This window comes from Bacillus sp. JZ34, assembly GCF_053903205.1.
In genome coordinates, this window is the sequence record NZ_CP096403.1 from 1,859,778 (window position 1) to 1,884,278 (window position 24,501).

General features: G+C 46.0%; 28 protein-coding genes and 1 riboswitch. Of the genes, 26 read left to right on the top strand and 2 right to left on the bottom strand.

Translation table 11 applies throughout. From position 1 onward, the window contains the following. Window positions 1-240 precede the first annotated feature (240 nt). The 19 genes from M1D90_RS09365 to M1D90_RS09455 all read left to right on the top strand — a co-directional run bounded on the left by M1D90_RS09365 (window position 241) and on the right by M1D90_RS09455 (window position 14,758). Entirely contained in the window at window positions 241-540 is a 300-nt protein-coding gene (locus M1D90_RS09365; protein WP_003183185.1) for a PTS sugar transporter subunit IIB, read from the top strand. An 18-nt stretch (window positions 541-558) separates the two neighbouring features. Beyond that, on the top strand, window positions 559-1,905 hold the full coding sequence (locus M1D90_RS09370; RefSeq protein ID WP_023855931.1) for a PTS sugar transporter subunit IIC: 1,347 nt from the start codon (window positions 559-561) through the stop codon (window positions 1,903-1,905). Between the two features lie 112 nt (window positions 1,906-2,017). Then, on the top strand, window positions 2,018-2,674 hold the full coding sequence (spoIIM, locus tag M1D90_RS09375; RefSeq protein WP_026579353.1) for a stage II sporulation protein M: 657 nt from the start codon (window positions 2,018-2,020) through the stop codon (window positions 2,672-2,674). Between the two features lie 118 nt (window positions 2,675-2,792). Continuing rightward, window positions 2,793-3,242 (top strand): ferric iron uptake transcriptional regulator, encoded by a 450-nt coding sequence (gene fur, locus M1D90_RS09380; protein WP_003183178.1) that lies wholly within the window; start codon window positions 2,793-2,795, stop codon window positions 3,240-3,242. Window positions 3,243-3,362: 120 nt separating this feature from the next. Next, complete coding sequence (locus M1D90_RS09385; RefSeq protein WP_023855929.1) at window positions 3,363-3,587, top strand: YqzK family protein; 225 nt, start codon at window positions 3,363-3,365, stop codon at window positions 3,585-3,587. 6 nt (window positions 3,588-3,593) lie between these two features. Continuing rightward, window positions 3,594-4,484, top strand: coding sequence for a site-specific tyrosine recombinase XerD (gene xerD, locus M1D90_RS09390; RefSeq protein WP_023855928.1), 891 nt, complete (start codon window positions 3,594-3,596; stop codon window positions 4,482-4,484). 193 nt (window positions 4,485-4,677) lie between these two features. Then, the gene (gene deoB / locus M1D90_RS09395; protein ID WP_043054372.1) at window positions 4,678-5,862 is read left to right on the top strand and encodes a phosphopentomutase; all 1,185 of its coding nucleotides are present in this window, start codon (window positions 4,678-4,680) and stop codon (window positions 5,860-5,862) included. Between the two features lie 20 nt (window positions 5,863-5,882). After that, window positions 5,883-6,689 (top strand): purine-nucleoside phosphorylase, encoded by an 807-nt coding sequence (locus M1D90_RS09400; RefSeq protein WP_031304985.1) that lies wholly within the window; start codon window positions 5,883-5,885, stop codon window positions 6,687-6,689. 156 nt (window positions 6,690-6,845) lie between these two features. After that, entirely contained in the window at window positions 6,846-8,018 is a 1,173-nt protein-coding gene (locus M1D90_RS09405; RefSeq protein WP_020452034.1) for a D-alanyl-D-alanine carboxypeptidase family protein, read from the top strand. A gap of 93 nt (window positions 8,019-8,111) precedes the next feature. Then, window positions 8,112-8,465, top strand: a complete 354-nt coding sequence (gene spoIIAA / locus M1D90_RS09410) for an anti-sigma F factor antagonist (protein WP_020452033.1) — start codon at window positions 8,112-8,114, stop codon at window positions 8,463-8,465. Continuing rightward, complete coding sequence (spoIIAB, locus tag M1D90_RS09415) at window positions 8,462-8,902, top strand: anti-sigma F factor (protein WP_020452032.1); 441 nt, start codon at window positions 8,462-8,464, stop codon at window positions 8,900-8,902. The genes spoIIAA and spoIIAB overlap by 4 nt, the downstream gene beginning before the upstream one ends. 12 nt (window positions 8,903-8,914) lie before the next feature. Further along, window positions 8,915-9,682, top strand: a complete 768-nt coding sequence (gene sigF, locus M1D90_RS09420) for an RNA polymerase sporulation sigma factor SigF (RefSeq protein WP_020452031.1) — start codon at window positions 8,915-8,917, stop codon at window positions 9,680-9,682. 152 nt (window positions 9,683-9,834) lie between these two features. Then, the gene (locus tag M1D90_RS09425) at window positions 9,835-10,455 is read left to right on the top strand and encodes a stage V sporulation protein AA (RefSeq protein WP_020452030.1); all 621 of its coding nucleotides are present in this window, start codon (window positions 9,835-9,837) and stop codon (window positions 10,453-10,455) included. Then, entirely contained in the window at window positions 10,445-10,870 is a 426-nt protein-coding gene (locus M1D90_RS09430; protein ID WP_025811211.1) for a stage V sporulation protein AB, read from the top strand. The genes M1D90_RS09425 and M1D90_RS09430 overlap by 11 nt, the downstream gene beginning before the upstream one ends. A 13-nt stretch (window positions 10,871-10,883) precedes the next feature. Next, on the top strand, window positions 10,884-11,333 hold the full coding sequence (gene spoVAC, locus M1D90_RS09435; RefSeq protein WP_020452028.1) for a stage V sporulation protein AC: 450 nt from the start codon (window positions 10,884-10,886) through the stop codon (window positions 11,331-11,333). 12 nt (window positions 11,334-11,345) lie between these two features. After that, window positions 11,346-12,365 (top strand): stage V sporulation protein AD, encoded by a 1,020-nt coding sequence (gene spoVAD / locus M1D90_RS09440; protein ID WP_020452027.1) that lies wholly within the window; start codon window positions 11,346-11,348, stop codon window positions 12,363-12,365. Between the two features lies 1 nt (window position 12,366). After that, complete coding sequence (spoVAE, locus tag M1D90_RS09445) at window positions 12,367-12,717, top strand: stage V sporulation protein AE (RefSeq protein WP_020452026.1); 351 nt, start codon at window positions 12,367-12,369, stop codon at window positions 12,715-12,717. A 6-nt stretch (window positions 12,718-12,723) separates the two neighbouring features. After that, window positions 12,724-13,326, top strand: coding sequence for a stage V sporulation protein AE (locus M1D90_RS09450; protein ID WP_020452025.1), 603 nt, complete (start codon window positions 12,724-12,726; stop codon window positions 13,324-13,326). Continuing rightward, window positions 13,286-14,758 (top strand): spore germination protein, encoded by a 1,473-nt coding sequence (locus tag M1D90_RS09455; protein WP_020452024.1) that lies wholly within the window; start codon window positions 13,286-13,288, stop codon window positions 14,756-14,758. Before M1D90_RS09450 ends, M1D90_RS09455 begins: the two co-directional genes overlap by 41 nt. A 44-nt stretch (window positions 14,759-14,802) precedes the next feature. Here the strand turns inward: M1D90_RS09455 and M1D90_RS09460 are convergent, their stop codons facing one another. Continuing rightward, window positions 14,803-15,132, bottom strand: coding sequence for a hypothetical protein (locus M1D90_RS09460; protein ID WP_023857499.1), 330 nt, complete (start codon window positions 15,130-15,132; stop codon window positions 14,803-14,805). 365 nt (window positions 15,133-15,497) lie between these two features. Between M1D90_RS09460 and lysA the strand changes: the two genes are divergently transcribed. Together lysA and M1D90_RS09470 are read left to right on the top strand one after the other, a co-directional pair. Continuing rightward, window positions 15,498-16,817 carry a diaminopimelate decarboxylase gene (gene lysA, locus M1D90_RS09465; RefSeq protein WP_020452022.1) on the top strand — a complete coding sequence of 440 codons (1,320 nt, stop codon included), beginning with the start codon at window positions 15,498-15,500 and terminating at the stop codon, window positions 16,815-16,817. A 259-nt stretch (window positions 16,818-17,076) separates the two neighbouring features. Continuing rightward, window positions 17,077-17,937 carry a poly-gamma-glutamate hydrolase family protein gene (locus M1D90_RS09470; RefSeq protein ID WP_456283398.1) on the top strand — a complete coding sequence of 287 codons (861 nt, stop codon included), beginning with the start codon at window positions 17,077-17,079 and terminating at the stop codon, window positions 17,935-17,937. Here M1D90_RS09470 and M1D90_RS09475 read toward each other — a convergent pair. Next, the gene (locus tag M1D90_RS09475) at window positions 17,934-18,830 is read right to left on the bottom strand and encodes a DUF1002 domain-containing protein (protein ID WP_020452020.1); all 897 of its coding nucleotides are present in this window, start codon (window positions 18,828-18,830) and stop codon (window positions 17,934-17,936) included. The genes M1D90_RS09470 and M1D90_RS09475 overlap by 4 nt on opposite strands. A gap of 337 nt (window positions 18,831-19,167) precedes the next feature. Here M1D90_RS09475 and M1D90_RS09480 point away from each other — a divergent pair, with 337 nt between their 5' ends. The 5 genes from M1D90_RS09480 (at window position 19,168) to M1D90_RS09500 (ending at window position 24,241) form a co-directional block, all read left to right on the top strand. Then, the gene (locus M1D90_RS09480; RefSeq protein ID WP_020452019.1) at window positions 19,168-19,605 is read left to right on the top strand and encodes a peptidylprolyl isomerase; all 438 of its coding nucleotides are present in this window, start codon (window positions 19,168-19,170) and stop codon (window positions 19,603-19,605) included. Between the two features lie 229 nt (window positions 19,606-19,834). Further along, a complete protein-coding gene (locus M1D90_RS09485; protein ID WP_146874500.1) occupies window positions 19,835-20,965 on the top strand; it encodes a Rap family tetratricopeptide repeat protein in 1,131 nt (376 codons plus the stop codon). After that, window positions 20,955-21,224 (top strand): hypothetical protein, encoded by a 270-nt coding sequence (locus M1D90_RS09490; protein WP_023857494.1) that lies wholly within the window; start codon window positions 20,955-20,957, stop codon window positions 21,222-21,224. Before M1D90_RS09485 ends, M1D90_RS09490 begins: the two co-directional genes overlap by 11 nt. A 216-nt stretch (window positions 21,225-21,440) precedes the next feature. After that, on the top strand, window positions 21,441-23,630 hold the full coding sequence (locus M1D90_RS09495; RefSeq protein ID WP_096748207.1) for an RNA ligase: 2,190 nt from the start codon (window positions 21,441-21,443) through the stop codon (window positions 23,628-23,630). 266 nt (window positions 23,631-23,896) lie between these two features. Further along, window positions 23,897-24,241, top strand: coding sequence for a hypothetical protein (locus tag M1D90_RS09500; RefSeq protein ID WP_020452015.1), 345 nt, complete (start codon window positions 23,897-23,899; stop codon window positions 24,239-24,241). 101 nt (window positions 24,242-24,342) lie between these two features. Further along, window positions 24,343-24,493: riboswitch (FMN riboswitch) on the top strand. The last annotated feature ends 8 nt before the right edge of the window (window positions 24,494-24,501 follow it).

Genomic DNA, 24,501 nt, shown 5'->3' on the forward strand with positions numbered 1-24,501 from the left:
AAAAATATAACTTATTATTCTGAAAAATTCATTAGATAAACTAAACAAATGTTTCAAGGCGTTTGTTGAGGTTGACTAAACGAGCCGTTTGAAACCGTTATAAAAATATTGATTTTTATGAAACAGTTGTCTATCTCGGTCATAGGATAAAAGACCAGATTGAAATATTACTCCGCATTGTAATGAAAGCGTTTTCTGATCGGCGGGGAAAAAGGTGAAACTGAAGGGGGTTAACAAATAATGAAGAAAATTTTATTGGTTTGCGCGGCCGGCATGTCAACGAGCCTGCTTGTCAGCAGAATGAAAAAGCATGCCGAGGCGCTGAACGAAGAGGTCGACATCATCGCACTGCCTGTATCCGAAGCCGGGACTGCCGCGTCAAGCGCGGACGTCGTATTGCTGGGGCCGCAAGTCAGGTACCAAAAGTCACAGGTTGAGGCGAGCGCGGGAGACACGCCGGTTCAGGTGATCGACATGCGCGACTACGGCACCATGAACGGCGAAGCTGTGTTGCAAAAAGCGCTGCAGCTGATGAAATAAAAAGGAGGGGAGACAGGGATGAGCGGGTTTATGGAGAAGTTTGAGCGGAACGTGGAACGGTTTTTGGTTCCCGTTGCTGCAAAACTGAACTCACAGCGCCATATATGTGCGATCAGAGATGCTTTTATTCTATCATTTCCGATTATTATGGCAGGGTCGATTATCATTTTATTGAATTTCGCTATTTTATCTCCGGACGGGTTTATCGCCAACATTTTGTTCCTTGAAAAGATATTTCCGAACTTGGCTGATTATCAGTCGGTCTTTACCCCCGTACTGCGGGGATCGCTCGATATTATGTCCATATTTGTTGTGTTTCTCGTCGCACGCAATTTAGCCATCTCAATGAAAGCGGATGAACTGCTTGCCGGATTAACGGCCGTATCCTGTTATTTTATCATTTATTCACCGTACCGCCTGATCGAAAACGAGAGCTTTTTAACGACGAAGTGGCTCGGTGCGCAAGGGCTGTTCGTTGCCTTAATCATCGGGATCCTCGTCGGTGAAGTGTTCAGCAGGCTTTCAAATGCCAAGCGCCTGCAAATTCATATGCCTCCGCAGGTGCCGCCTGCGGTTGCCCGGACATTTAAAGTGCTGTTTCCGATCATCTTCATTACAATTGGTTTTGCGATGTTAAGCTTTGCGCTATTGTCTCTGTCGAAAAACGGTTTGCATGAATTGGTGTATACCGTGCTGCAGGCGCCGTTGAGAGAGATGGGAACGAATATTTTCACTGTTGTTTTCCTTGGAATCGTCGCCAACTTTTTATGGCTGTTCGGCATTCACGGCCCGAATACAATCGCGGCGATCAGAGAAACGATCTTTGCCGAAGCAAACCTTGAAAATCTCGCTTTTGCCGCCAAAACAGGCTCTGCCTGGAACGCTCCGTTTCCTGAAACATGGGCGCTGAATGACGCCTTTGCAAACTACGGGGGATCGGGCATGACGCTGGGGCTTTTGATCGCAATATTCATCGCTTCAAAGCGCCGGGATTATAAAGACATCGGTAAGCTTTCGATCGGGCCGGGGATATTTAACATTAATGAACCTGTTATTTTCGGACTTCCGGTCGTGCTCAATCCAATCTTCATGATTCCCTTTATCATCGTTCCGGCAGTCAACACTGTCATCGGCTACTTGTTCATCAAGTTTCAGCTGATTCCGCCGATCGCATACGCTGTTCCGTGGACAACGCCCGGGCCGTTGATTCCGTTTCTCGGGACAGGAGGAAACTGGCTTGCGCTCGGGGTCGGCTTTCTTTGCCTCGCCATTTCAACAGTGATTTATCTGCCGTTTGTAATGGCTGCCAACAAGACTGTGAATACGGACAGGGAGCATTCTTCGGAAAACAGGGAGGAATCATAACGTGATCAGGGCGCCTTTTACGGGCGCCTGTCTTTTTTCAAAAAAAGTCATGCGGCTCTCTTTTCTCTCATACAATCTATTAAAATCAAAAGCACGTCTGGGAGGAAGATACATGCGGAAGCCCACAATCAAAGAGCTCATCTTTCAACATATGAAGGATCATCTGTCAATCTATTTATTTGTTTCAGTACTGTTTTTAATGGGTGTGATTTTCGGCGCGGTCATCGTCAACAGCATGACGATCGGTCAAAAAGAAGATTTGTTCTACTATTTGAATCGATTTTTTGGACAGCTTTCAGAAGGAAAAGCAGCCAGCTCAAAGGAAATGTTTTTGCAGAGCTTTCTTCATAATATGAAATATTTAGGCTTAATGTGGATTCTCGGGATTTCCATCATCGGCTTGCCCGTCATTTTTATCATGGTCTTCTTAAAAGGGATCGTCGTCGGATTTACAGTCGGCTTTCTCGTCAATCAAATGGGAATCAACGGCTTTTTCCTGTCTTTTGTCTCCGTGCTCCCGCAAAATATGCTGCTGATCCCAGCTTACTTGATCATGGGGACTTGCGCCATCGCCTTTTCGATGAGGCTCATCCGCCAGCTTTTTGTCAAACGCAGCCTTGCAGAAGCGCCTGTCCATTGGTTTGGCCGGTACGCTTTTGTGCTCGTCCTGATTCTCGCGATGTCTCTTATATCCTCTTCCTTTGAAGCATATCTTTCGCCGGTGTTGATGGAAAAGCTGACGGAGTACGTCTTGCCGAAACAGCATTAATTTATAATGATTATTAAAAAATATTCATTTTGTTTCTCAATTTATAATGATTATAGTTGGCTCCCTGCGCTTGTTTTGTTATAATAAGCTAGGTAATGCGGCGTAGGAGGGAAAGTCAATGGAAACACGTATTGATCGGATTAAAAAGCAACTGCATTCTTCCAGCTATAAACTCACCCCTCAGCGCGAGGCTACTGTAAGGGTGCTGCTTGAGAATGAGGAAGACCATTTAAGCGCAGAAGATGTATACCTCCTCGTAAAAGAGAAATCTCCTGAGATTGGTCTTGCGACAGTATATCGGACTCTTGAACTGTTAACTGAATTAAAAGTAGTGGATAAAATCAATTTTGGCGACGGTGTGTCAAGATATGACCTCCGTAAAGAAGGTGCCGCACATTTCCATCACCACCTTGTTTGCATGGAATGCGGTTCGGTTGTTGAAATTGAAGAAGATTTGCTTGAAGACGTGGAAGAAATCATTGAAAAGGATTGGAAATTTAAAATAAAAGACCACAGGCTGACGTTCCACGGCATCTGTCATGACTGTCAGCAAAAGGAATCGGAATAGTCTAAACCGGAGAGAACCCTTTCAGCCATGAGCGGGTTCTTTTTTGATTCAGACGTATAAAACTTGTCTCATTTGGCATAAGTTTTAGTAATCGAATCAAAAGAAGGGACCTGAAACCGTATGAAAATGCTGAAAACGGCTGCCGATATGATCAAGGTGTTCGTGCTGTTTACCGGTTTTACCGTCTTGTTTTATTATGCTATGATATGGATAAATTCAGAGTATGAAAACTATCATCGGTATGATAAACCTGAAGGAGCAGCCCTCAAGGTCGCCTCGATGGAAGGGGACGAGCAGGGCAGCTGGTTTAACCGGTTAATCTTTTTTTATTTGAACGGGGAGTAGGATAGCGTGAAAGTTCATATTAAAGACTTTATCCACTACGCCGTTGTTGAACGGGGGCTTTCCCACAACACGGTTGTGAGCTATGAACGGGATTTGAACAGCTACGCCGCCTATTTAGAGGAACAGGAGCAGCTGAGCTCTTTTGACCAGGTGACAAGGCTTACCATCATCCAGTTTTTAAAGCATTTAAAAGACGCCGGAAAATCCGGTAAGACGATTGCGAGGCATCTCGCTTCCATCCGCAGCTTTCACCAGTTTCTGCTGAGGGAAAAAGTAACAGCCCAGGACCCGTCCGTCCATATTGAGTCACAAAAAACGGAACGGACGCTCCCGAAGGTGCTGTCATTACAGGAAGTCGAAACGCTTCTGGATACGCCGAAGCTGACGGGGCCGTTCGGCTACCGCGATAAAGCGATGCTGGAATTACTGTATGCGACAGGAATCCGCGTCAGCGAGATGATCGCATTAAAGCTGTCCGATGTCCATTTATCGATGGGCTTTATCCGCTGCTTCGGGAAAGGAAGAAAGGAGCGGATCGTTCCGCTCGGCGAAGCGGCGTCACATGCGGTCGGCGAATATCTGTCAAAAGCGAGGGGAAAGCTTTTGAAAAAAAATTCCGAAGACGCCCTGTTTCTGAATCACCACGGCAGACAGATGAGCCGGCAGGGGTTTTGGAAAAATTTAAAGAAAATCGCCTTGGAAGCGGGAATTAATAAAGAGCTGACGCCGCATACACTGAGGCACTCATTCGCCACACACCTGCTCGAAAACGGAGCCGATCTCCGGGCCGTTCAGGAAATGCTCGGACACGCCGACATTTCGACGACGCAAATTTATACACATGTGACGAAAACAAGGCTGAAAGACGTATATAAGCAATACCATCCCCGTGCATAGCCTAAAAGAACAGGCGAAAGCACGGTTTTTCATGTTGAGTGAGCAGCAAATTGCGGGAAGTTTCTCACTATTCCCGTTCGTATTGTCAACTGTTGTGTAAACGGTTTATACTTGGCTAATAGCGGTATTTTGGTTTTTTTATGCCAAGCGTGACAGCCTACAGCTGACAGAAAGAAAAAAAGGAGGCCGACAAATGCCTGCATTTGATTACAACCGCGTATTTTTAATTGTGATGGATTCCGTTGGAATCGGCGAGGCGCCTGATGCCGATCAATTTAATGACAAAGGCGCAGATACATTGGGCCATATTGCTGAACACATGGGAGGCATCCGCCTGCCGAACATGTCGAAGCTCGGACTCAGCAACATCCGAGAAATCAAAGGTGTCGAAAAGGCAGAAGAGCCGCTTGCCTATTACGGCAAAATGAAAGAAGCTTCAAACGGAAAAGATACGATGACTGGTCATTGGGAGATAATGGGACTTTACATAGACAAACCTTTCCAGGTGTTTCCCGAAGGTTTTCCGGACGAATTGATCCATGAACTTGAACAGAAGTCCGGAAGAAAAGTGATTGGAAACAAACCTGCATCAGGCACTGCGATTTTGGATGAGCTCGGTGCGGAGCATATGGAAACCGGCGCGCTGATCGTCTACACCTCAGCGGACTCCGTTCTGCAGATTGCCGCACACGAAGAAGTCGTACCTCTCGAGGAATTGTACAAAATCTGCGAGATCGCGCGCGAGCTTACGCTTGACGAGAAATATATGGTCGGACGCGTCATTGCGAGGCCGTTTGTCGGCAAGCCGGGCGAATTTAAACGGACGCCGAACCGGCATGATTATGCGCTGAAGCCGTTTGACAGAACCGTAATGAATGAATTGAAAGATGACAGCTTTGATGTGATTGCGATCGGCAAAATCTCCGATATCTACGACGGCGAAGGCATTACGGAATCGCTTAGAACGAAATCGAATATGGACGGGATGGATAAGCTGGTGCAAACGCTTGACAAAGATTTTACAGGGATCAGCTTTGTAAACCTCGTGGACTTTGACGCGCTGTTCGGGCACCGCCGTGATCCTGAAGGTTACGGAAAAGCGCTCGAGGAATTCGACGCGCGCCTTCCCGAAGTATTTGAAAAGATGCGTGAAGACGATCTGCTCATCATTACCGCCGACCACGGCAATGATCCGGTTCACCATGGCACAGACCATACAAGGGAGTACGTGCCGCTTCTTGTATACAGCAAAAAGCACGAAAAGCCCGGTGCGCTTCCGCTCGCAGATACATTCGCGGACATCGGCGCGACGATTGCCGACAACTTTAAAACGAATATGCCAAAGTACGGAAAAAGCTTTTTATCCCTGCTGAAATAGGAGGAAACGACGTGAAACAGATGATTGCAAATGCTGCAGACTATATTAAAAGCAAAACAGAAATCAAACCGGCGGTCGGCCTGATTTTGGGATCGGGCCTTGGCGTGCTTGCTGATGAGATAAAAGACGCCGTTCGCATTAAATATGAAGACATCCCGGATTTTCCTGTTTCCACTGTTGAAGGGCATGCCGGACAGCTTGTCATCGGCAGACTTGAAAATGTGCAAGTCGTCGCGATGCAAGGGCGTTTTCATTTTTACGAAGGATATTCAATGGACAAGGTAACCTTCCCGGTACGTGTCATGAAAGAACTCGGGATCGAGACTTTAATTGTGACCAATGCCGCAGGCGGCGTCAATGAATCGTTCCGTCCCGGCGATTTGATGATCATATCCGATCATATCAATTATATGGGAACGAATCCGCTGATCGGGCCGAACGATTCCTCGCTGGGTGTCAGATTCCCTGACATGTCATCCGCATATGATAAGGAACTGCGCCTCTTGGCGAAAAAAACAGCCGAAGAATTGAACATCAGTGTACAAGAAGGGGTTTACACAGCCGTCACAGGACCTACATACGAAACGCCTGCCGAAGTGCGCTTCCTCAGAACGATCGGATCGGATGCTGTCGGCATGTCGACGGTTCCGGAAGTCATCGTGGCAAAACATGCGGGCCTTCGCGTGCTCGGCATTTCGTGTATATCAAACGCGGCAGCCGGAATCCTCGATCAGCCGCTCTCCCATGACGAAGTGATCGAAGTCACCGAAAAAGTAAAAGCCGACTTTTTGCGGTTTGTTAAAGCGGCCGTCGCCAAAATCGGCTAAAACCGCCGCGAAGTGAAATGTGAGCCAATGCAAGTTCAAATAAGAACCTGCATTGGCTCTTTCTTTTTGCCTGATGAGAAATTTTTTCCAATCAATCCGTATAAATCCAACTGGATTGGAAAAAATAGAGAGGATTACGAAATGGAGGTCTGGGTGATGAAACGTCATTTATCCAAATTGCTGATTTTTACGATAATCCTGATGACTGCGCCGCCGGCGTTTGCAAAAGAGAGCGAAAAGAAACCGTCGGAGCTTGCTGATGACGCAAAATCTGCCGTTTTAATCGAGCGGGATACCGGTAAGGTGATGTATGACAAGAACAGCCGTGAAAAGCTTCCCCCGGCCAGCATGACAAAAGTGATGACCATGCTGTTGATCATGGAAGCTCTTGATGAAGGCAAGATCAAAATGAAAGACAAAGTCAGAACAAGCGAGTATGCCGCTTCAATGGGGGGATCGCAAATTTTCCTTGAGCCCGGCGAAGAAATGACGGTTGAAGATATGCTGAAAGGGATCGCCATCGGATCGGGTAATGATGCCTCTGTGGCAATGGCAGAGCATATTGCCGGATCTGAAGAGGAATTTGTCAAAAGAATGAATGAAAAAGCCGCTGAGCTCGGCCTCAAGGATACATCTTTTCAAAATACGACAGGTCTGCCTGAAGAAGGCCATTACAGCACAGCCTATGACATGGCACTCATGGCGAAAGAGCTTTTAAAATATGAAAACATCACGAAATTTACGGGAACATATGAAGACTATCTGAGAGAAAACAGTGATAAAAAATTCTGGCTCGTCAACACAAACCGCCTCATCAAATTTTATCCCGGCGTTGACGGAGTCAAGACCGGCTTTACAAATGAAGCAAAGTACTGCCTGACAGCTTCAGCGAAAAAAGGAAACATGCGCGTCATCGCTGTCGTTTTTGGTGCCAGTACGCCAAAAGAACGAAATGCCCAAATCACAAAAATGCTTGATTTTGCATTCAGCCAATATGAAACGCATCCGATGTATAAACGCAATGAAATCATTTCCGATTTGAAGGTCAATAAAGGCCATGAGCAAAAAATAAACCTTGTCACATCGGAACCGATTTCCCTTTTGACGAAAAAAGGCGAAAATATCGAAGCTGTTAAAAAAGAAATCAAACAGAAGGAAGATATCCAGGCCCCTGTCAAAAAAGGCACAGAGCTTGGGACGCTCGTATTGAAAAAGGACGGAAAGGTTCTCGCTGAAAGCCCTCTTGTCGCGGAAAAAGACATGGATAAAGCAGGGATGTGGACGATGTTCAAGCGGACGATGACCCACTGGACGAAGTGGAGTGAATAATGCCGAACGGTCACTAGTTTTGTCACGGTGAAGGAATTTATAAAGTCTGAAGCGAAACACTCATTATCCGATTTAAACCAAGGAGGAATGAGGATGAGCCTCGGAATCGATATTCACGTCAAAGAATCCGTACTATGCATTCGGTTGACAGGTGAACTCGATCACCATACAGCAGAAACCTTGAGAAAACAAGTCAGTGACCATCTGGAACAATCCGGCATTCGCCATATTGTCATGAATCTTGCAGACCTTTCGTTTATGGACAGTTCAGGACTTGGCGTCGTGCTCGGCAGATATAAGGAGATTAAACAGCTCGGCGGAGAAATGATCGTCTGCGCCATTTCTCCTGCTGTCAAACGTTTATTTGATATGTCCGGGCTGTTTAAAATCATTCGCCTTGAGCAATCAGAGCAGCGTGCACTTGAAACGTTGGGGGTGGCGTCATGAAAAATGAAATGAATATCCAGTTCACGGCACTCAGCCAAAACGAATCGTTTGCACGGGTGACAGTCGCTGCTTTTATCGCTCAGCTCGACCCGACGATGGATGAACTGACCGAAATTAAAACGGTCGTATCTGAAGCGGTCACAAACGCGATCATACACGGTTATGAAAACTCAGGGCAGGGAGACGTATACATTTCCGTCACCCTTCATGATCATATCGTCTACTTAACGATTCGTGACGAAGGAGTCGGCATCCCTGATCTTGAGGAAGCGCGCCAGCCCCTGTTCACGACAAAGCCTGAACTCGAGCGGTCGGGAATGGGCTTTACGATCATGGAAAATTTCATGGATGATATCTCGATCGACTCCTCACCTGAGATGGGAACCACAATACACTTAACAAAGCACTTATCAAAAAGCAAAGCGCTTTGCAATTAAGGGAGATTTGTTATGGATGTGGAGGTTAAAAAAGAAAACCAGAACACTCAGCTTAAAGACCATGAAGTGAAAGAACTGATTAAAAACAGCCAGAACGGCGATCAAAAAGCAAGGGACCTCCTCATAGAAAAAAACATGCGTCTTGTTTGGTCTGTCGTTCAGCGTTTTTTGAACAGAGGCTATGAGCCTGATGACCTCTTTCAAATCGGCTGCATCGGCCTCTTGAAGTCGGTGGACAAATTCGATCTTTCCTATGACGTTCGGTTTTCCACCTACGCCGTCCCGATGATTATCGGCGAGATTCAGCGGTTTATCAGAGATGACGGAACCGTCAAAGTGAGCCGCTCGCTGAAAGAACTCGGCAACAAAATCCGGCGGGCAAAAGACGAGCTTTCCAAGTCAAACGGCCGGATTCCGACCGTTCAGGAAATCGCCGATTATCTCGAAATCAGTTCGGAAGAAGTCGTGATGGCCCAGGAAGCGGTCCGCTCTCCCTCATCCATTCATGAAACGGTTTACGAAAACGACGGAGACCCGATTACACTTCTGGATCAAATCGCCGATCAGTCGGAAGAGAAGTGGTTCGATAAAATCGCTTTGAAGGAAGCCATCAAGGATTTGGATGAACGGGAAAAGCTGATTGTTTATTTAAGGTATTACAAAGACAAGACGCAATCTGAAGTTGCCGACCGCCTCGGCATATCCCAGGTGCAAGTGTCGAGGCTTGAAAAAAAGATTTTAAAGCAAATCAAAAACCAGATGGATCAATTTGAAAGCTGAGGCTGCTCGGATGTCTAATGAAAAACCGGAACGCTCCAAAAAAGAGCGTTCCGGTTTTTTTGTGGTAATTTATGGTCTTTTGCCGCTTGCTGAATGATAAATGGGATGTACTTCATACTACAACTATAACCATCATATAGGAAGTGACCCAGATGGAACGTCAAGTTTTTATCAGACTCCGCCACCGGCTTGAGGCCGATCCCGATGAATTGATTCTGCTCGGCCATATCGCACAGGTAGCGGGCGACCGCCGATACAAAGAAAAGCTTGAACGGCTGCCTATTTATCAGGTCAGCAAAGCGGATCAAAGCATGGTGGTGTTGGACGTGATGAAGGTGATCGAAGCTGTACATAAATCGTTTCCTGACCTTGACGTCCAAACCGTCGGCGGTTCCGAAACAATCGTGGAGATCCAATATCCGAAAAGGGGGCTGTCTCCCGTACTGTTCGTCGGCGTCTGGCTGCTCCTGTTCGTCGGTGCCGGCCTTGCTGTCATGAACTTTCATGAAGATGTCAGCATGAGGGACGTACACATCTTGCTTTACGAAATGGTGACGGGCAAGGAGAACCGCTATCCATACCTTTTGCAGATTCCGTACAGCATCGGTCTCGGTCTCGGCATGATTTTGTTTTTTAATCATTTATTTAAAAAACGGTTTAACGAGGAGCCGAGCCCTCTGGAGGTCGAGATGTTTAAATATCAGCTTGATTTGGACCATTATGTGGCATTGCACGAAAACAAAGAAACGACAAAGGATATTCATGATCATTAGCGTGATCTTTATCATCTTTCTCGGACTCGCAGGAGGGATTGCGGTTGGATCTGGATTTGTCGCTTTTCTTACCGTGCTTGGCATTATACCGAGACTGACTCAGCTGACGAAAACGCAAGGGTTTATCCAGGCGTATGAATGGGCTGTCATTCTGGGCGCGGTGTTCGGAGGATGGGAATCGCTGAACATGTCCCGCTTTTTTTTATCCAAATGGCTGCTTGTTCCGATCGGCCTTTTTGCGGGCGTTTTCATCGGAATGCTTGCAGCGGCGCTGACAGAAGTGTTGAACGTGCTTCCGATACTGGCGAAACGCATCGGTATGGGGGACAGGATTTTGATTCTTTTAATGGCCATTGTGTTCGGGAAGATCCTTGGCTCGATGTTTCAATGGCTCATTTTTGTTCATTTGTCATAAAAGGAGGAATATGATGTCAAGTTTGAAAGATAATTACCAATCGAAAGTCAAAGCTTATCAGCCTACGCCGCCTTATGTCCTGAACTGTATCAAGGCTTTTCTTGTCGGCGGTCTGATCTGTACGATCGGCCAGGCTCTCCAGAATTTTTATATGGCCGTATTCCACTTTGATGAAAAAACAGCTGGAAACCCGACGGTTGCTACGCTCATCTTAATCTCCGCTCTGTTAACAGGCCTTGGCGTCTACGACAGAATCGGCCAGTTTGCCGGTGCTGGTTCCGCCGTTCCGGTTACAGGGTTTGCCAACAGTATGACGAGTGCAGCCCTTGAGCATAAAAGTGAAGGCTATGTCCTCGGCGTGGGGACAAACATGTTCAAGCTTGCCGGAAACGTCATCGTGTTCGGCGTTGTGGCCGCTTATATTGTGGGAATGATCCGCTTTGCCTTTGACAAGTTGTTTTAGGAGGAAAACATCATGAAATTAACTGGAAAACAAACATGGGAGTTCGAGAACCCGCTGTTTGTTAACTCGAGCGGAACAGCGGTTGGACCTAAAGAAAAAGAAGGTCCGCTTGGACACTTATTTGACAAAACCTATGATGAAATGCACTGCAACCAGAAAAACTGGGAGATGGCAGAGCGCAAGCTGATGGAGGATGCGGTTCAGACTGCGTTATCAAAACAAAATCTTAAAAAGGAAGACATCGATATCTTTTTGGCAGGCGATCTGCTCAACCAAAACGTGACAGCCAACTATGTGGCGAGGCATTTGAAAATTCCTTTTCTTTGCTTATTTGGAGCATGCTCGACATCAATGGAATCGATCGCGATCAGTTCGGCATTGATTGACGGAGGTTTCGCAAAGCGTGCCCTAGCGGCAACCAGCAGTCATAATGCTACTGCTGAAAGGCAGTTTCGCTACCCGACGGAATACGGCGGCCAAAAGCCGGGAACCGCTACATCCACAGTGACCGGAAGCGGAGCAGTCGTCCTCAGTCAGCAGCCAGGCGGCATCAAAATCAGCAGTGCAACCGTCGGAAGAGTTATCGACTTGGGGATTACCGATTCGCAGGATATGGGGTCGGCGATGGCCCCCGCTGCGGCGGATACGATCAAGCAGCATTTAGAGGATCTGGGACGCACCCCTGATGACTACGATTTAATTTTAACCGGCGACCTTTCAGGTGTCGGCAGCCCGATTTTGAAGGATTTGTTAAAAGAGGAAGGAATCAATGTCGGGACAAAACATAATGACTGCGGACTGATGATCTATACGCCTGACCAGCAGGTTTTTGCAGGCGGAAGCGGATGTGCTTGTTCCGCTGTCGTCACCTTTGGCCACATTTTTAAAGAAATTGAAGCGGGAAGGCTGAACAGAGTGCTTGTTGTAGCGACAGGCGCCCTTTTAAGCCCGACGATCGTCCAGCAAAAAGAATCGATACCATGCATTGCCCATGGCGTCGTATTTGAACGGGCCGAAGGGGGGAACGCTTAAGATGGAATATGTCATTGCTTTTATTGCAGGAGGATTGATTTGCGTCATCGGCCAGCTTTTGCTTGATATCTTTAAAATGACGCCGGCTCATGTCATGTCAACTTTTGTCGTATCAGGAGCGATCCTTGACGGTTTCGGCCTTTACGACCGTTTTATCGAATTTGCCGGTGCCGGGGCTACAGTCCCGATTGTCAGCTTCGGCCATTCTCTTTTGCACGGCGCGATGCACCAGGCTGAGGAACATGGCTTTATCGGAATCGGCATGGGGATATTCGAACTGACATCTGCCGGTGTATCTGCCGCTATCTTGTTTGCTTTTCTTGTTGCCGTGATTTTTAAACCGAAAGGATAAAGGATAATGCCAGCAAAACGCAAGGTCATTTTGGTCACAGACGGCGATATATACGCTGCAAAAGCAATCGAATATGCGGCAAGAAAAACGGGCGGCCGCTGTATTTCCCAATCGGCGGGGAATCCAAGCATTAAAACGGGACCGGAGCTTGTATCCATGATCCTAGAAACCCCTCATGATCCTGTATTCGTCATGTTTGATGATTCCGGACTTCAAGGCGAAGGGCCGGGAGAGACAGCGATGAAATATGTAGCGATGCATGCCGATATCGAGGTGCTCGGGGTCATCGCCGTCGCTTCAAAAACTCATTATGCAGAGTGGACAAGGATCGATGTATCAATCGATGCGGAAGGTGAACTGACGGAATTCGGCGTCGATAAACACGGGGTCAAAGAGCTCGATGTCAAACGAATGAACGGTGACACGGTCTATTGCCTTGATCAGCTGGATGTTCCGATCATCGTCGGAATCGGTGATATCGGTAAAATGAACAGAAAAGACGATGTGGAAAAAGGGTCGCCGATTACAATGAAAGCGGTCGAGCTCATTTTAGAAAGGAGCGGGTATCATGAGTGCTCAAAAGCAAGAGAAGACGAACGTATTCCTTGATCCTTCTAAGAATGAAGCGTATTTCAAGAAGCGGGTCGGCATGGGAGAAAGCTTTGACCTTGGCGTACGCAAGGTCTTTATCCTCGGCCATGAAGTTCAGCTTTATTATGTCAACGGGTTGTGCGACACCCAATACATCATTCACCTGTTAAGGGAACTGGTGCATCTCAATGATAAAGAAAAAGAGTCGGGCGAGGTCGAAGACATTGTCGAAAACAGGCTTTTGAACCAGCAGGTTTCAAAAGCAGAAACGCTTGATGAAGCGGTGGACCAAGTGCTGTCGGGACTGGTTGCCATCATCGTCGAAGATGCGGGATTTGCATTTATCATTGATGTCAGAAGCTATCCGGGCAGAACGCCGGAAGAGCCTGATACAGAAAAAGTCGTACGCGGTGCAAGAGACGGGCTCGTCGAGAACATCATCGTCAACACAGCCCTGATCAGACGCCGGATCAGAGATGAACGCCTGCGCTATAAAATGCTTCATATCGGTGAACGCTCCAAAACAGACATCTGCCTTTGCTATTTGGAAGATGTTGCAGATCCCGATCTTGTTGAAGTATTAAAAAAAGAAATTGAAAATGTGAAGATCGACGGACTGCCGATGTCGGATAAATCGGTAGAGGAATTCATTGTCGGCCAAGGCTTCAATCCGTTTCCGCTTGTCAGGTTTACGGAAAGGGCAGACGTAGCCGCAAGCCATATTTTAGAGGGGCATGTCATCGTGATCGTCGATACGTCGCCAAGCGTCATCATTACGCCGACGACCTTGTTTCACCATGTACAGCATGCTGAGGAATACAGACAGACACCGGCTGTTGGGACGTTTTTAAGGTGGGTGCGGTTTTTCGGTATTTTGGCCTCCACCTTTTTGCTGCCGCTTTGGCTATTGTTTGTCATTCAGCCGTCGCTCTTGCCTGATCATTTATCGTTTATCGGTTTAAACAAAGACACTCATATCCCGATTATCATGCAGATTTTCCTGGCGGATCTCGGCGTCGAATTTTTAAGAATGGCCGCCATTCATACGCCGACGGCGCTTTCGACTGCAATGGGCCTGATCGCTGCCGTATTGATCGGCGATATCGCGATCAATGTCGGCTTGTTTTCTCCCGAAGTCATTTTATACGTTTCCCTCTCGGCAATCGGAGCGTACACGACACCAAGCTACGAGCTGAGTCTGGCGAATAAAATGGTGAAGCTGTTTATGCTGATATTGGTGGCGCTTTTTAAAGTGGAGGGATTTGTCATCGGATTAACGATCTTAACTATAGTGATGACTTCGATCAGATCATTGCGGACGCCTTACTTATGGCCTCTCCTCCCGTTCAACGGAAAAGCGTTTTGGCATGTTCTCGTGCGCACTTCCGTTCCCGGGGGAAAAGTCAGGCCGAGCATCGTTCATCCGCGAAACCGCTCCAGACAGCCGTGAAGACGGTATTCCAAGAGGCTTTTCCCCGGGGAAAAGCCTCTTTTTCAGTAATCGAATTCAGGTCTTTGGGTCCCGATACCTCTGTATTCGTTCGCAGAGATCGCGACTGCCCGGAGGCTGCAGATGTTGTTCTGTCTTCTGATCGGATAGACGACATACAGCATTTCGCGGCCGGACGGGTCAAACGTTGACGAATGAAGGAAAACCTCGGTTCCTCTCCGCCAAAATCTCGTATTCGCCGGAGCTGTAATAATCTGCCCTTCATAAGGCTCGTAAATTCGCTGTTCATGATGTACAGCCGGCTGATAAGAGCCGTATACATCTTCCGGTGTATAGCCTGGAGCCGGGGTGTAGGGGTAACGGTTTGGATACATATGATAACCTCTTTCCCACTTCGTTTTTTTAGTTTTCATCTTTAAGATTATATTCAGGTAAATGCCTATTTGTATGGGCGATAATCTCGATTTTTCAGCTCTTTTTTTAACTGAATGGACGTTATGTATGCCTATTTCTATCAAGTGCTGTTTTCTGTTATTCTATAATCAATAGAATGGATTGGTTTTTTAGGGGATTATTCCCTTTGTAAATCAAGAAAATTTGGACAAATGGTGGTTTAGTTTTTAAAACGAAATGTTATAATACAACATAAGAATCGCACTATCATGAAGCCGGAAGATGCATCGGGCAGCAATCGGACCGCCCCTTGCACCTTTGTAGATAGAGAAAGAGGGAATGACAATTGTTTTTACATGGTACTAGCAGACGAAATGAAAGTGGACACCTCGAAATCGGCGGTGTCGATGTTCTATCATTGGCAGAAAGATATGGAACACCTCTTTATGTATACGATGTCGCGCTGATAAGAGAGCGCGCCCGAAAATTCCAGAAGGCATTCAGGGAAGCCGGTTTAAAAGCGCAGGTAGCGTATGCAAGCAAGGCGTTTTCAGCGGTCGCCATGATTCAGCTTGCCGAACAAGAGGGGCTGTCTCTGGATGTGGTATCGGGAGGAGAGCTTTTTACTGCGATCAAAGCAGGGTTCCCCGCTGAACGGATTCATTTTCACGGAAACAATAAGAGCCCTGAAGAACTAGCCATGGCTCTGGAGCATCAAATCGGCTGCATCGTGCTCGATAACTTTCACGAGATCGCCATTACAGAAAAGCTTTGCAAGCAATCAGGACAAACTGTAGACGTTTTGCTCAGAATCACACCGGGAGTTGAAGCGCACACGCATGATTATATTACGACGGGACAGGAAGATTCGAAATTCGGTTTTGATCTGCACAATGGGCAGGTCGAACAAGCCATCGAACAAGTCCTTCGCTCATCTGCGTTTAAGCTCCTCGGCGTGCACTGCCACATCGGTTCGCAAATTTTTGATACGGCAGGATTTGTTCTTGCGGCAGACAAGATCTTTGAAAAGCTCGCTGAATGGAGGGAGACTTACTCATTCATTCCGGAAGTGCTCAATCTCGGCGGGGGCTTCGGCATCCGCTATACAAAAGACGACGAGCCGCTCGCTGCCGATGTCTATGTTGAAAAAATCATCGAGGCGGTCAAAGCAAATGCCGAGCATTTCGGCTTTGACATCCCTGAGATTTGGATCGAACCGGGCAGGTCTCTCGTCGGAGATGCGGGAACCACGCTGTACACGACCGGTTCGCAAAAAGAGGTGCCGGGCATTCGCAAATATGTGGCTGTTGACGGCGGCATGAGCGATAATATCAGGCCGGCGCTTTATGAGGCAAAATATGAAGCGGCCGTCGCCAACAGGATGAACGATGCTTGTCATGATACCGTATCAATCGCAGGAAAATGCTGTGAAAGCGGAGATATGCTGATTTGGGATTTGGAAATCCCCGAAGTTCGTGACGGAGATGTGCTCGCCGTTTTCTGCACCGGTGCATACGGCTACAGCATGGCTAACAACTACAACCGCATTCCGCGCCCGGCCGTCGTTTTTGTCGAGGATGGAGAAGCGCAGCTCGTCATTCAGAGAGAGACGTATGAGGATATCGTCAAGCTGGATCTGCCGCTGAAATCGAAAGTAAAACAATAAAAAATGGAGATTCCCTCAAGGGGGGTCTCCATTTTTTTATTCAAAAAGAATTTTTTCCCGTTTGCCGCATGAAGAATATTTCCCGGCCATCGGGCGGTGTTTTTTGCAAAAAAGATCATGACATGCATAGAACAGCGACCGGGCTGATTGTATATAATATTGGGAATTTAACGAAAATTTAACAAAGGAGATGGTAAAGGCAATGATCAAGGTGAAAAGGATGAGATTTGCTGATTTTGCGGATTTAGAGGCGGAGTAGATGAAACCGGCCAAAGTATCCCTACTCCACCGCATGCTCCAGTGCCTGAAGCAATGTGTTGATTGTAACATAGCGAAGTGTTTTACAGCAATAAACAGTTCTGTGAATATTTTATTAATTTCTGCTGTGATTTCATTCCCATATTCTGCTGCGGCTCATCCTGCAACACAGTCCGCTGATAAATATTCAAGCTTTGAAGAATTGAAGCGGAATGAAGATCCGGCGTCTTACCGAATGACGGAGAAGGACGCAAAAGTGCCGATGCTCATCATGGCGATCCATGGAGGCGGCATCGAACCCGGAACAAGTGAAATCGCCAATGAAGTGGCGAAAAATTATTCCTTGTACTTGTTTGAAGGGCTGAAATCATCAGGCAATAGGGATCTTCACATTACAAGCACCCGTTTTGACGAGCCGGCGGCGCTCGCCATCACTGCGAGTCACCAGTATGTCATGTCGCTTCACGGCTATTACAGTGAAGACCGCGCTATTAAAGTGGGCGGGACAGACCGCGTTAAAATCAGAATATTGGTTGATGAGCTGAATCGCTCGGGGTTTGCCGCTGAAATGCTGGCGACGGACGACAAGTACGCCGGAACCCATCCGAATAACATCGCCAACAAGTCGCTTTCCGGGCTGAGCATTCAGCTTGAAATGAGCACAGGATTCCGCCAATCTTTATTTGATCGGTTCACGCTAAAAGACAGGGCAGCGACGCAAAACGAAACGTTTTACCGATTTACAAAACTGCTGACCGATTTTATTCACGAAAACTATGAAGAAAACGGAGGGGACTTCCCCTCTGCAAAAATAAAACACCCCCTTCAATTGAAAAAGGAGGTGTTTTGGCGGTTGTGTTAACCGTTGGACTCTGAGGTGCCGCCGCCGGTGAATACGGAAACGATGGCATTCCACAGAGACACAAAGAAGTCGATCAGTTTTTGAAGGAAATTTTGTCCTTCTTCAGAATCCAGGAATTTCGTGATTTTATCTTTTGCTTTGTCAAGCTGGTCTCCAACCTGGTTCCAGTCGATATTAATATTTTTCATGTTATTAAATAAAGACATGAGAGATTTTTTCTGATCCTCTGTGAGCGTCACGCCCAGATCGGAAGCGGCGGAATCAATCGTTTTTTCCAATTCCTCTTTTGATTCGGGAACCCCGTTTTTCGAGATTTCTTCCTTGACTTTGGCCATCAGCGCTGATGCATTCTCACTGCCGATTTTCTCGCCAAGCTCTGAAGTGGTGACTAGCTCTTCATTCGCGACTTTTTTCACGTCTTCGGAGATCTTTTCGCCCGAAGTCGTTTCATAGGCTTTCATTAAACCGGTCAAAGCGGCTGTGCCTGATACTTCAAATGGTGCAGTGATATAGACTTTAGCGTCTTTTACACCGGCTGTCATCAGCGCGTTTAAATACATTTCATCCGTAATTCTGCTGATATTGTGTGTCTGCACTTCCAAACCGGTGCCTTTTTTCGCTACGGTAATCGAAGAAGAAGAAATCGCTCTTGTTCCGATTTGTGCTTTCGGTATATAATCCCCTAAATATTTATGCTCCTCATCATTTGTCACCTCGATGATGGTCGCATTTTCAGGCGCATTCATTTCTTTTAATACCTTTTGTCTGTCCTGGCTTGACAAGTCTTTCCCCAGCGTGACGATCACATCACCCACTGCGGCGTCAGCAAAGCTGACCTGCGGGAAAATGAGCAGACACAATGCTGTAAAGATTCCTAGTATCGATTTTTTCAAGCTCAATGCCCTCCTTAAAAATGCAGGCTTCAGGCAGAATTGCTGTACTTTTAAAGAAGCCTGCCGGAACGGAAATAATGCGTTCCGAAATATAGACGGATGAAAGATGAGAGAGGTTTCAAAGAAAAAAAGAGATCCATTTTTCTTCAAGTCAAATGCCCTCCGGGTATCGTATCACACCGCTCTTTTATCATTCATGATTTTCACAGGCGATTCAACCTTTTTTTAAAATCTTTTACAAAAGTGATGCAAGAGCGCCGTTTATTTCAGGTAGATTGGCTCTGTGCTTCTTTGATATGATATAATGACCCTTGTGAAATGAAAGGAGAGAATCAAGATGGCTAAAAAAGGATACATACAACTGACAAACGGCAAAAAAATCGAGTTTGAACTATATCCGGAAGCGGCGCCGGGAACTGTCGCCAACTTTGAAAAACTTGCAAACGAAGGGTTCTATGACGGGTTGAAGTTCCACCGCGTCATTCCGGGCTTCGTCAGCCAAGGAGGCTGCCCGCACGGCACCGGAACAGGCGGACCTGGATATACGATTAAATGCGAGACAGAAGGGAATCCGCATAAACACGAAGCCGGTTCTCTCTCAATGGCTCACGCAGGAAAAGATACTGGAGGCAGCCAATTCTTTATCGTCCATGAGCCTCAGCCGCACTTGAACGGCGTACACACTGTTTTTGGAAAAGTCACATCAGGTCTTGATGCTGTCACTTCAATGGAGCAGGGACAAGGCATGGAAAAAGTCGAAGTATTTGACGCATAATTAGAAAGCGAAGAAACAGCCCGCTAAGCCGGGCTGTTTTTTTGTCTGAAACGGTGTTCATTTTCCAGATGCAATAGGACCAGGGACCGATTCTTCGACCGCGTTTTGCTAGGAAATGATGATCCTAATAAATAAAATAATTGTGAAAAAATGACCCTTTATGTAAAATATATTCAAGTGAAGAGCTAGAAAGAGAACGCAATCTGTATAAAAGGAAGGGGCGTAAGGGGTGAGCGTAAAAATCCCATCGACTGCAGTCGGCGTAAAAATTAATGACTGGTATAACGCGATACGCAAATTCAATGTTACGGACGCCGAAATGCTGAAGGCAGAAATTGAGCGCGAAATTTCTCAAATGGAAGAAGATCAAGACTTATTATTGTATTACGCCTTAATGGAATTCAGACACAGAATCATGCTTGATTACGTAAAACCATTGGAAGAAGGCGAAACCCCGCCTGACTTTTCTGAAATATTAAAAGATATCGAAGATGAACAAGGAAAGCTGACAGGCCTGCTTGAATATTATTTCAATTTTTTTAGAGGGATGTATGAATATAAAAACCATGATTATATTAAAGCGATCTCTTTTTACAGGCGCGCCGAAAAAAAGCTGCTGCATGTCGAGGACGAAATAGAGAGAGCCGAGTTTCATTTTAAAATGGCTGAAGTGTTTTATCATATGAAACAGAGCCACGTGTCGATGAACTATGCGCTTCAAGCGATTGAAACCTACCAGGCGCATGAAACTTACACGGTTCGGAGAATCCAATGCGAGTTCGTCATCGCAGGCAACTATGACGATCTGGATTCGAATGAAAAAGCGCTTTCGCATCTTGAAAAGGCGCTGAAGCTTTCACAGGAGAAAGGCCAGCTCATATTGGAAGGACACACCTATTACAATTTGGGTAACTGCTATTATAAGATGGGGGATTTTAATCGGGCGGCTGAATACTTCAACAGAGCTGCTGCGATTTATCAAGAAGAGTCATCAGATATTCTCCCAAAAGCGTTTTTTAGTCTTGCACATGCATATTTCAAGCTGAAGCAGCTGGAACAGGCGGATAACGCGTTAAACAAAGGGATTGACATCGCCCGGCGATCAGATGATTCGATCTATCTATCAAAATTTCATTTTTTGAAAGCCTTGTATCTTGATGATGACGGAAGAGCTCAAATGCTGGAAACTTTTAAGCTGCTCGGGTCAAAAAAGATGTATCCCGATATTGAGGACTTGGCATTGGAAGCTGCTGAATACTATAATGAAATTGGGCGCTTGAGCGACTCTGTTTATTTCTATCAAACGGTATTCAGTGCTCGAAAACAAATGAAAAAAGGGGACTGGTCGTATGAAATCTAAACTGTTGTTAACCGCCGCTGCTTCAGTAGCAGGACTTTCTCTGGCAAGTGCTGTGCTGATGACGCAAACAGATGGTATGAAAGTCGCCGAGAGAAATGTAACGTCCGCACCGACGCAAATCGCCGAGAGAAACGTAACGTCCACACCGGTGCAAATCGCTGAGAGAAATGTAACATCCGCACCGGTACATGTTGCTGAGAGAAACGTAACATCTGCCAAAACGTCACCGATTCATATCGGAGAACGAAATGTAACATAATATTCCGTCAAAGGGCAGTGCTCGCTTATATGAGCACTGCCCTTTTTATGTCCGATAAAAAGAGGATAGGTGTGAAATAACACGTAAAAAGACCCCTTTAGGGGATATTTTTTGTTTATTTTTTGAAACAAAATGCAAATAAGGACGTATATTCTTGGAAGGAATGCTAAATTTTTTTATAATAAAACTTATCAGAACTAAATAAGGAGATCAATAATGAGGACTTTGGTACTGCTTAGAGGCTGCCCTGGCACCGGAAAATCTACCTGGATCAGGGATCATCAATTGAATCAATATACACTGTCTGCTGATCAGCTGAGGCTGATCCATCAGTCACCCGTGTTAAATTTGGAAGGGAAATACGACATTTCTCAAAAAAATGACGGAAAAGTATGGAAGCTTTTGTTCACTCTCCTTGAAGAAAGGATGGAAAGGGGGGAATTCACCGTTGTTGATGCCACACATGCGAAACCAAGCATGATTTCAAGCTATAAAGCTCTTGTTTTAAAGTATCGCTACAGAGCGTATGTGGTTGATTTTTCCGATATTCCGCTTGAGACCGCTCTGTTGAGAAACCGGGAGAGGGCTGAGCATAAGCGGGTGCCCGACAGCGTGGTTCACGCCATGCACGAGCGGATTTTAACCGAACCGGCGCCTTCCTGGACAACGGTCATCAAGCCGGAAGAATTTGACGATGTGATACAGTATAAGCCGAGGCGGCTCGACAGTTATGAAAAAATACATGTGATCGGGGATGTGCACGGCTGTTTTACGGTGCTGGATTCTTATTTGAAAGGCAGACTCGAAGATGACGAGTTATATATTTTTACAGGTGACATGCTTGATAGAGGAATAGAAAACGCAAAAGTCGTTCAATTCCTGCTCAGTATCAAAGATCGTAAAAATGTGATTTTGCTCGAAGGAAATCATGATAAATATTTGAAGCAATACGGGCATGATGAAGAAACAAGAAGCAGTGTATTCAACAAGAAGACAAAACCGGAATTAGACAAAGCAGGCTTTGACAAAAAAGATATCAGGGAACTGGCCAGGCGCTTCCACCAAATTGTCTACTTCACGTATGGAGAAGATACTTACATCATCACGCACGGAGGTATTTCCGCGCTTCCTGACAACCTTCTGCTTACAGCTACCAGCCAGCTGATCAACGGTGTCGGCGGATATGAGACAGATATCGACCATGTCTTTACGAAAAATATGGAAGGGCGGAACATCATTCAAATCCACGGGCACAGAAACATGTTCCGGCTTCCAGTGCATGCAGCCGCAAAATCATATAACCTGGAAGGGCAGGTGGAGCACGGCGGGCATTTAAGGGTTGTCACCATCGATCGGTCTGGCATTCAAACACATGAGATAAAAAATGATGTGTTTAAAACGTCCGCTCCTTCGCTTGATTCTCATCACGAACACGAGGAGCTGACAGTCGACCATTTTCTAAAGCATTTGGACGAACACGATTATGTATCTGAGCAAAAATTAGCCGGAGGCATTTCCTCTTTTAACTTTACGAGGAAGGCTTTTCAGGAGAGAAAATGGGACAGCGTCAGCATGAAGGCAAGAGGGCTGTTTATCAACAGAAACACCAAGGAAATCGTCAGCAGAAGCTACAACAAATTTTTCAACATCGATGAACGCCTGACGACGAAAATGCATGTTCTCGTTAACACGCTGCGCTTTCCGGTCACTGTTTATGATAAGGCGAATGGATTTTTGGGAACGGTCGGCTACAATTCTGAAACCGATGAGCTCGTCTTCACCTCAAAATCTTATACATCGGCAAGCGGACAAAAAGACGGCCATGCGAAATGGGTGGAAGAGCTGTTTCACAAAACGTTTGACGCATCTCAGATTGAGGATATAAAAGAATATGTAAAAACACGCAATGTTTCGTTAGTGTTTGAAGTCGTGCTGCCAGAAAAAGATCCGCACATTATCGAGTACAAATCGGATAAGCTTGTCCTTCTCGACATTGTCAAAAGACAGATGAAATATGAAAAGCTGCCGTATGAAGATGTCCTCTGTTTTGCTGAGACATTTCGCGTAGAATGTAAGCAAAAAGTCATTTCTTTTGACCAGTGGACCGATTTTTATAAATGGTACCTGTCTGTGTCAAATGACCCGTCGATTGAAGAAGAAGGATATGTGATTGAAGACTCGGCAGGATTTATGACAAAATTAAAACTGCCTTTCTATCAATATTGGAAGTTCGTGCGCGGTATCAAGCACAGACTCGGCGCGGCTGCTGGTCGCTCGCCCCATCACGAGGCCCTGTTCCATTCCGAGCATGTGAAGTTTCTCGCCTGGGCCAAAACGAAAGACAGCGAGTATCTTAAAAACCAGTCCGTTATCACCATCCGAAACGACTTTTACAGCGAAACCTAAAGCGAAGAAAACAGAACAAACGGTCGGTTTCTTGGAACATAGTTATTTAGACTTAATTTTCAAGCTTGTTTTCACACACACCCCTAAACCAGAATGTACATTCGTAGGTTATAAGTAGTATTTCGTCTGAATATGAAACGATTTCCCTTCATTTTGCGTTATACTTAAAAACCACATATTTTCCGTCTGAATCGAACATGTTTTATTTCATCATTCAAAGGAAATAAACATAGGATAGTTCAGAACGTGTTCTGGAGGTTTTGATCATGGGGAAAATAAGATTCAAGCTCACGGTTCTGCTCGTTTTGGCTGCCGTACTGGCCGGAGGCTTTTATTATTTAAAAAACGGAAGCGTTCAAGATGTCTCAACGGCGCTCAGCCAAACCGTCTCATCTGAGGAAAAGAACTATACCATTTATCAATATAAGATCACCAAAATTGACGGCACTGAATACCACGGGGTATCAGATAACGGAACGAAGATCATTTTCAATGCGAAAAATCTCAACCAGGATCTGTCCGACATTAAAGAAGGAGACAAAGTAAAGGCCTACTTCTCTAATGCCAACAGAATCGACGGATTAATCAAAGTCGTCAAGGTGGCAGATTAAAAACCCTCTGTTTCTCAGAGGGTTTTTTTGTGCAAGCAGTTTTCATTGCAATTTTAATATGCGGCCGCTATAATTACGCATAAGGACAAGTAAATATCGATTGTATCCTTCGGGGCTGGGTGAAAATCCCGACCGGCGGTAATAAAGCGAGAGACAGCTTTAGAGCCCGTGACCCGCTGTGCTTCGTGCAAAGCGGTGGATTCAGTGAGAAGCTGAAGCCGACAGTGAAAGTCTGGATGGGAGAAGGATGAAGAGACTAT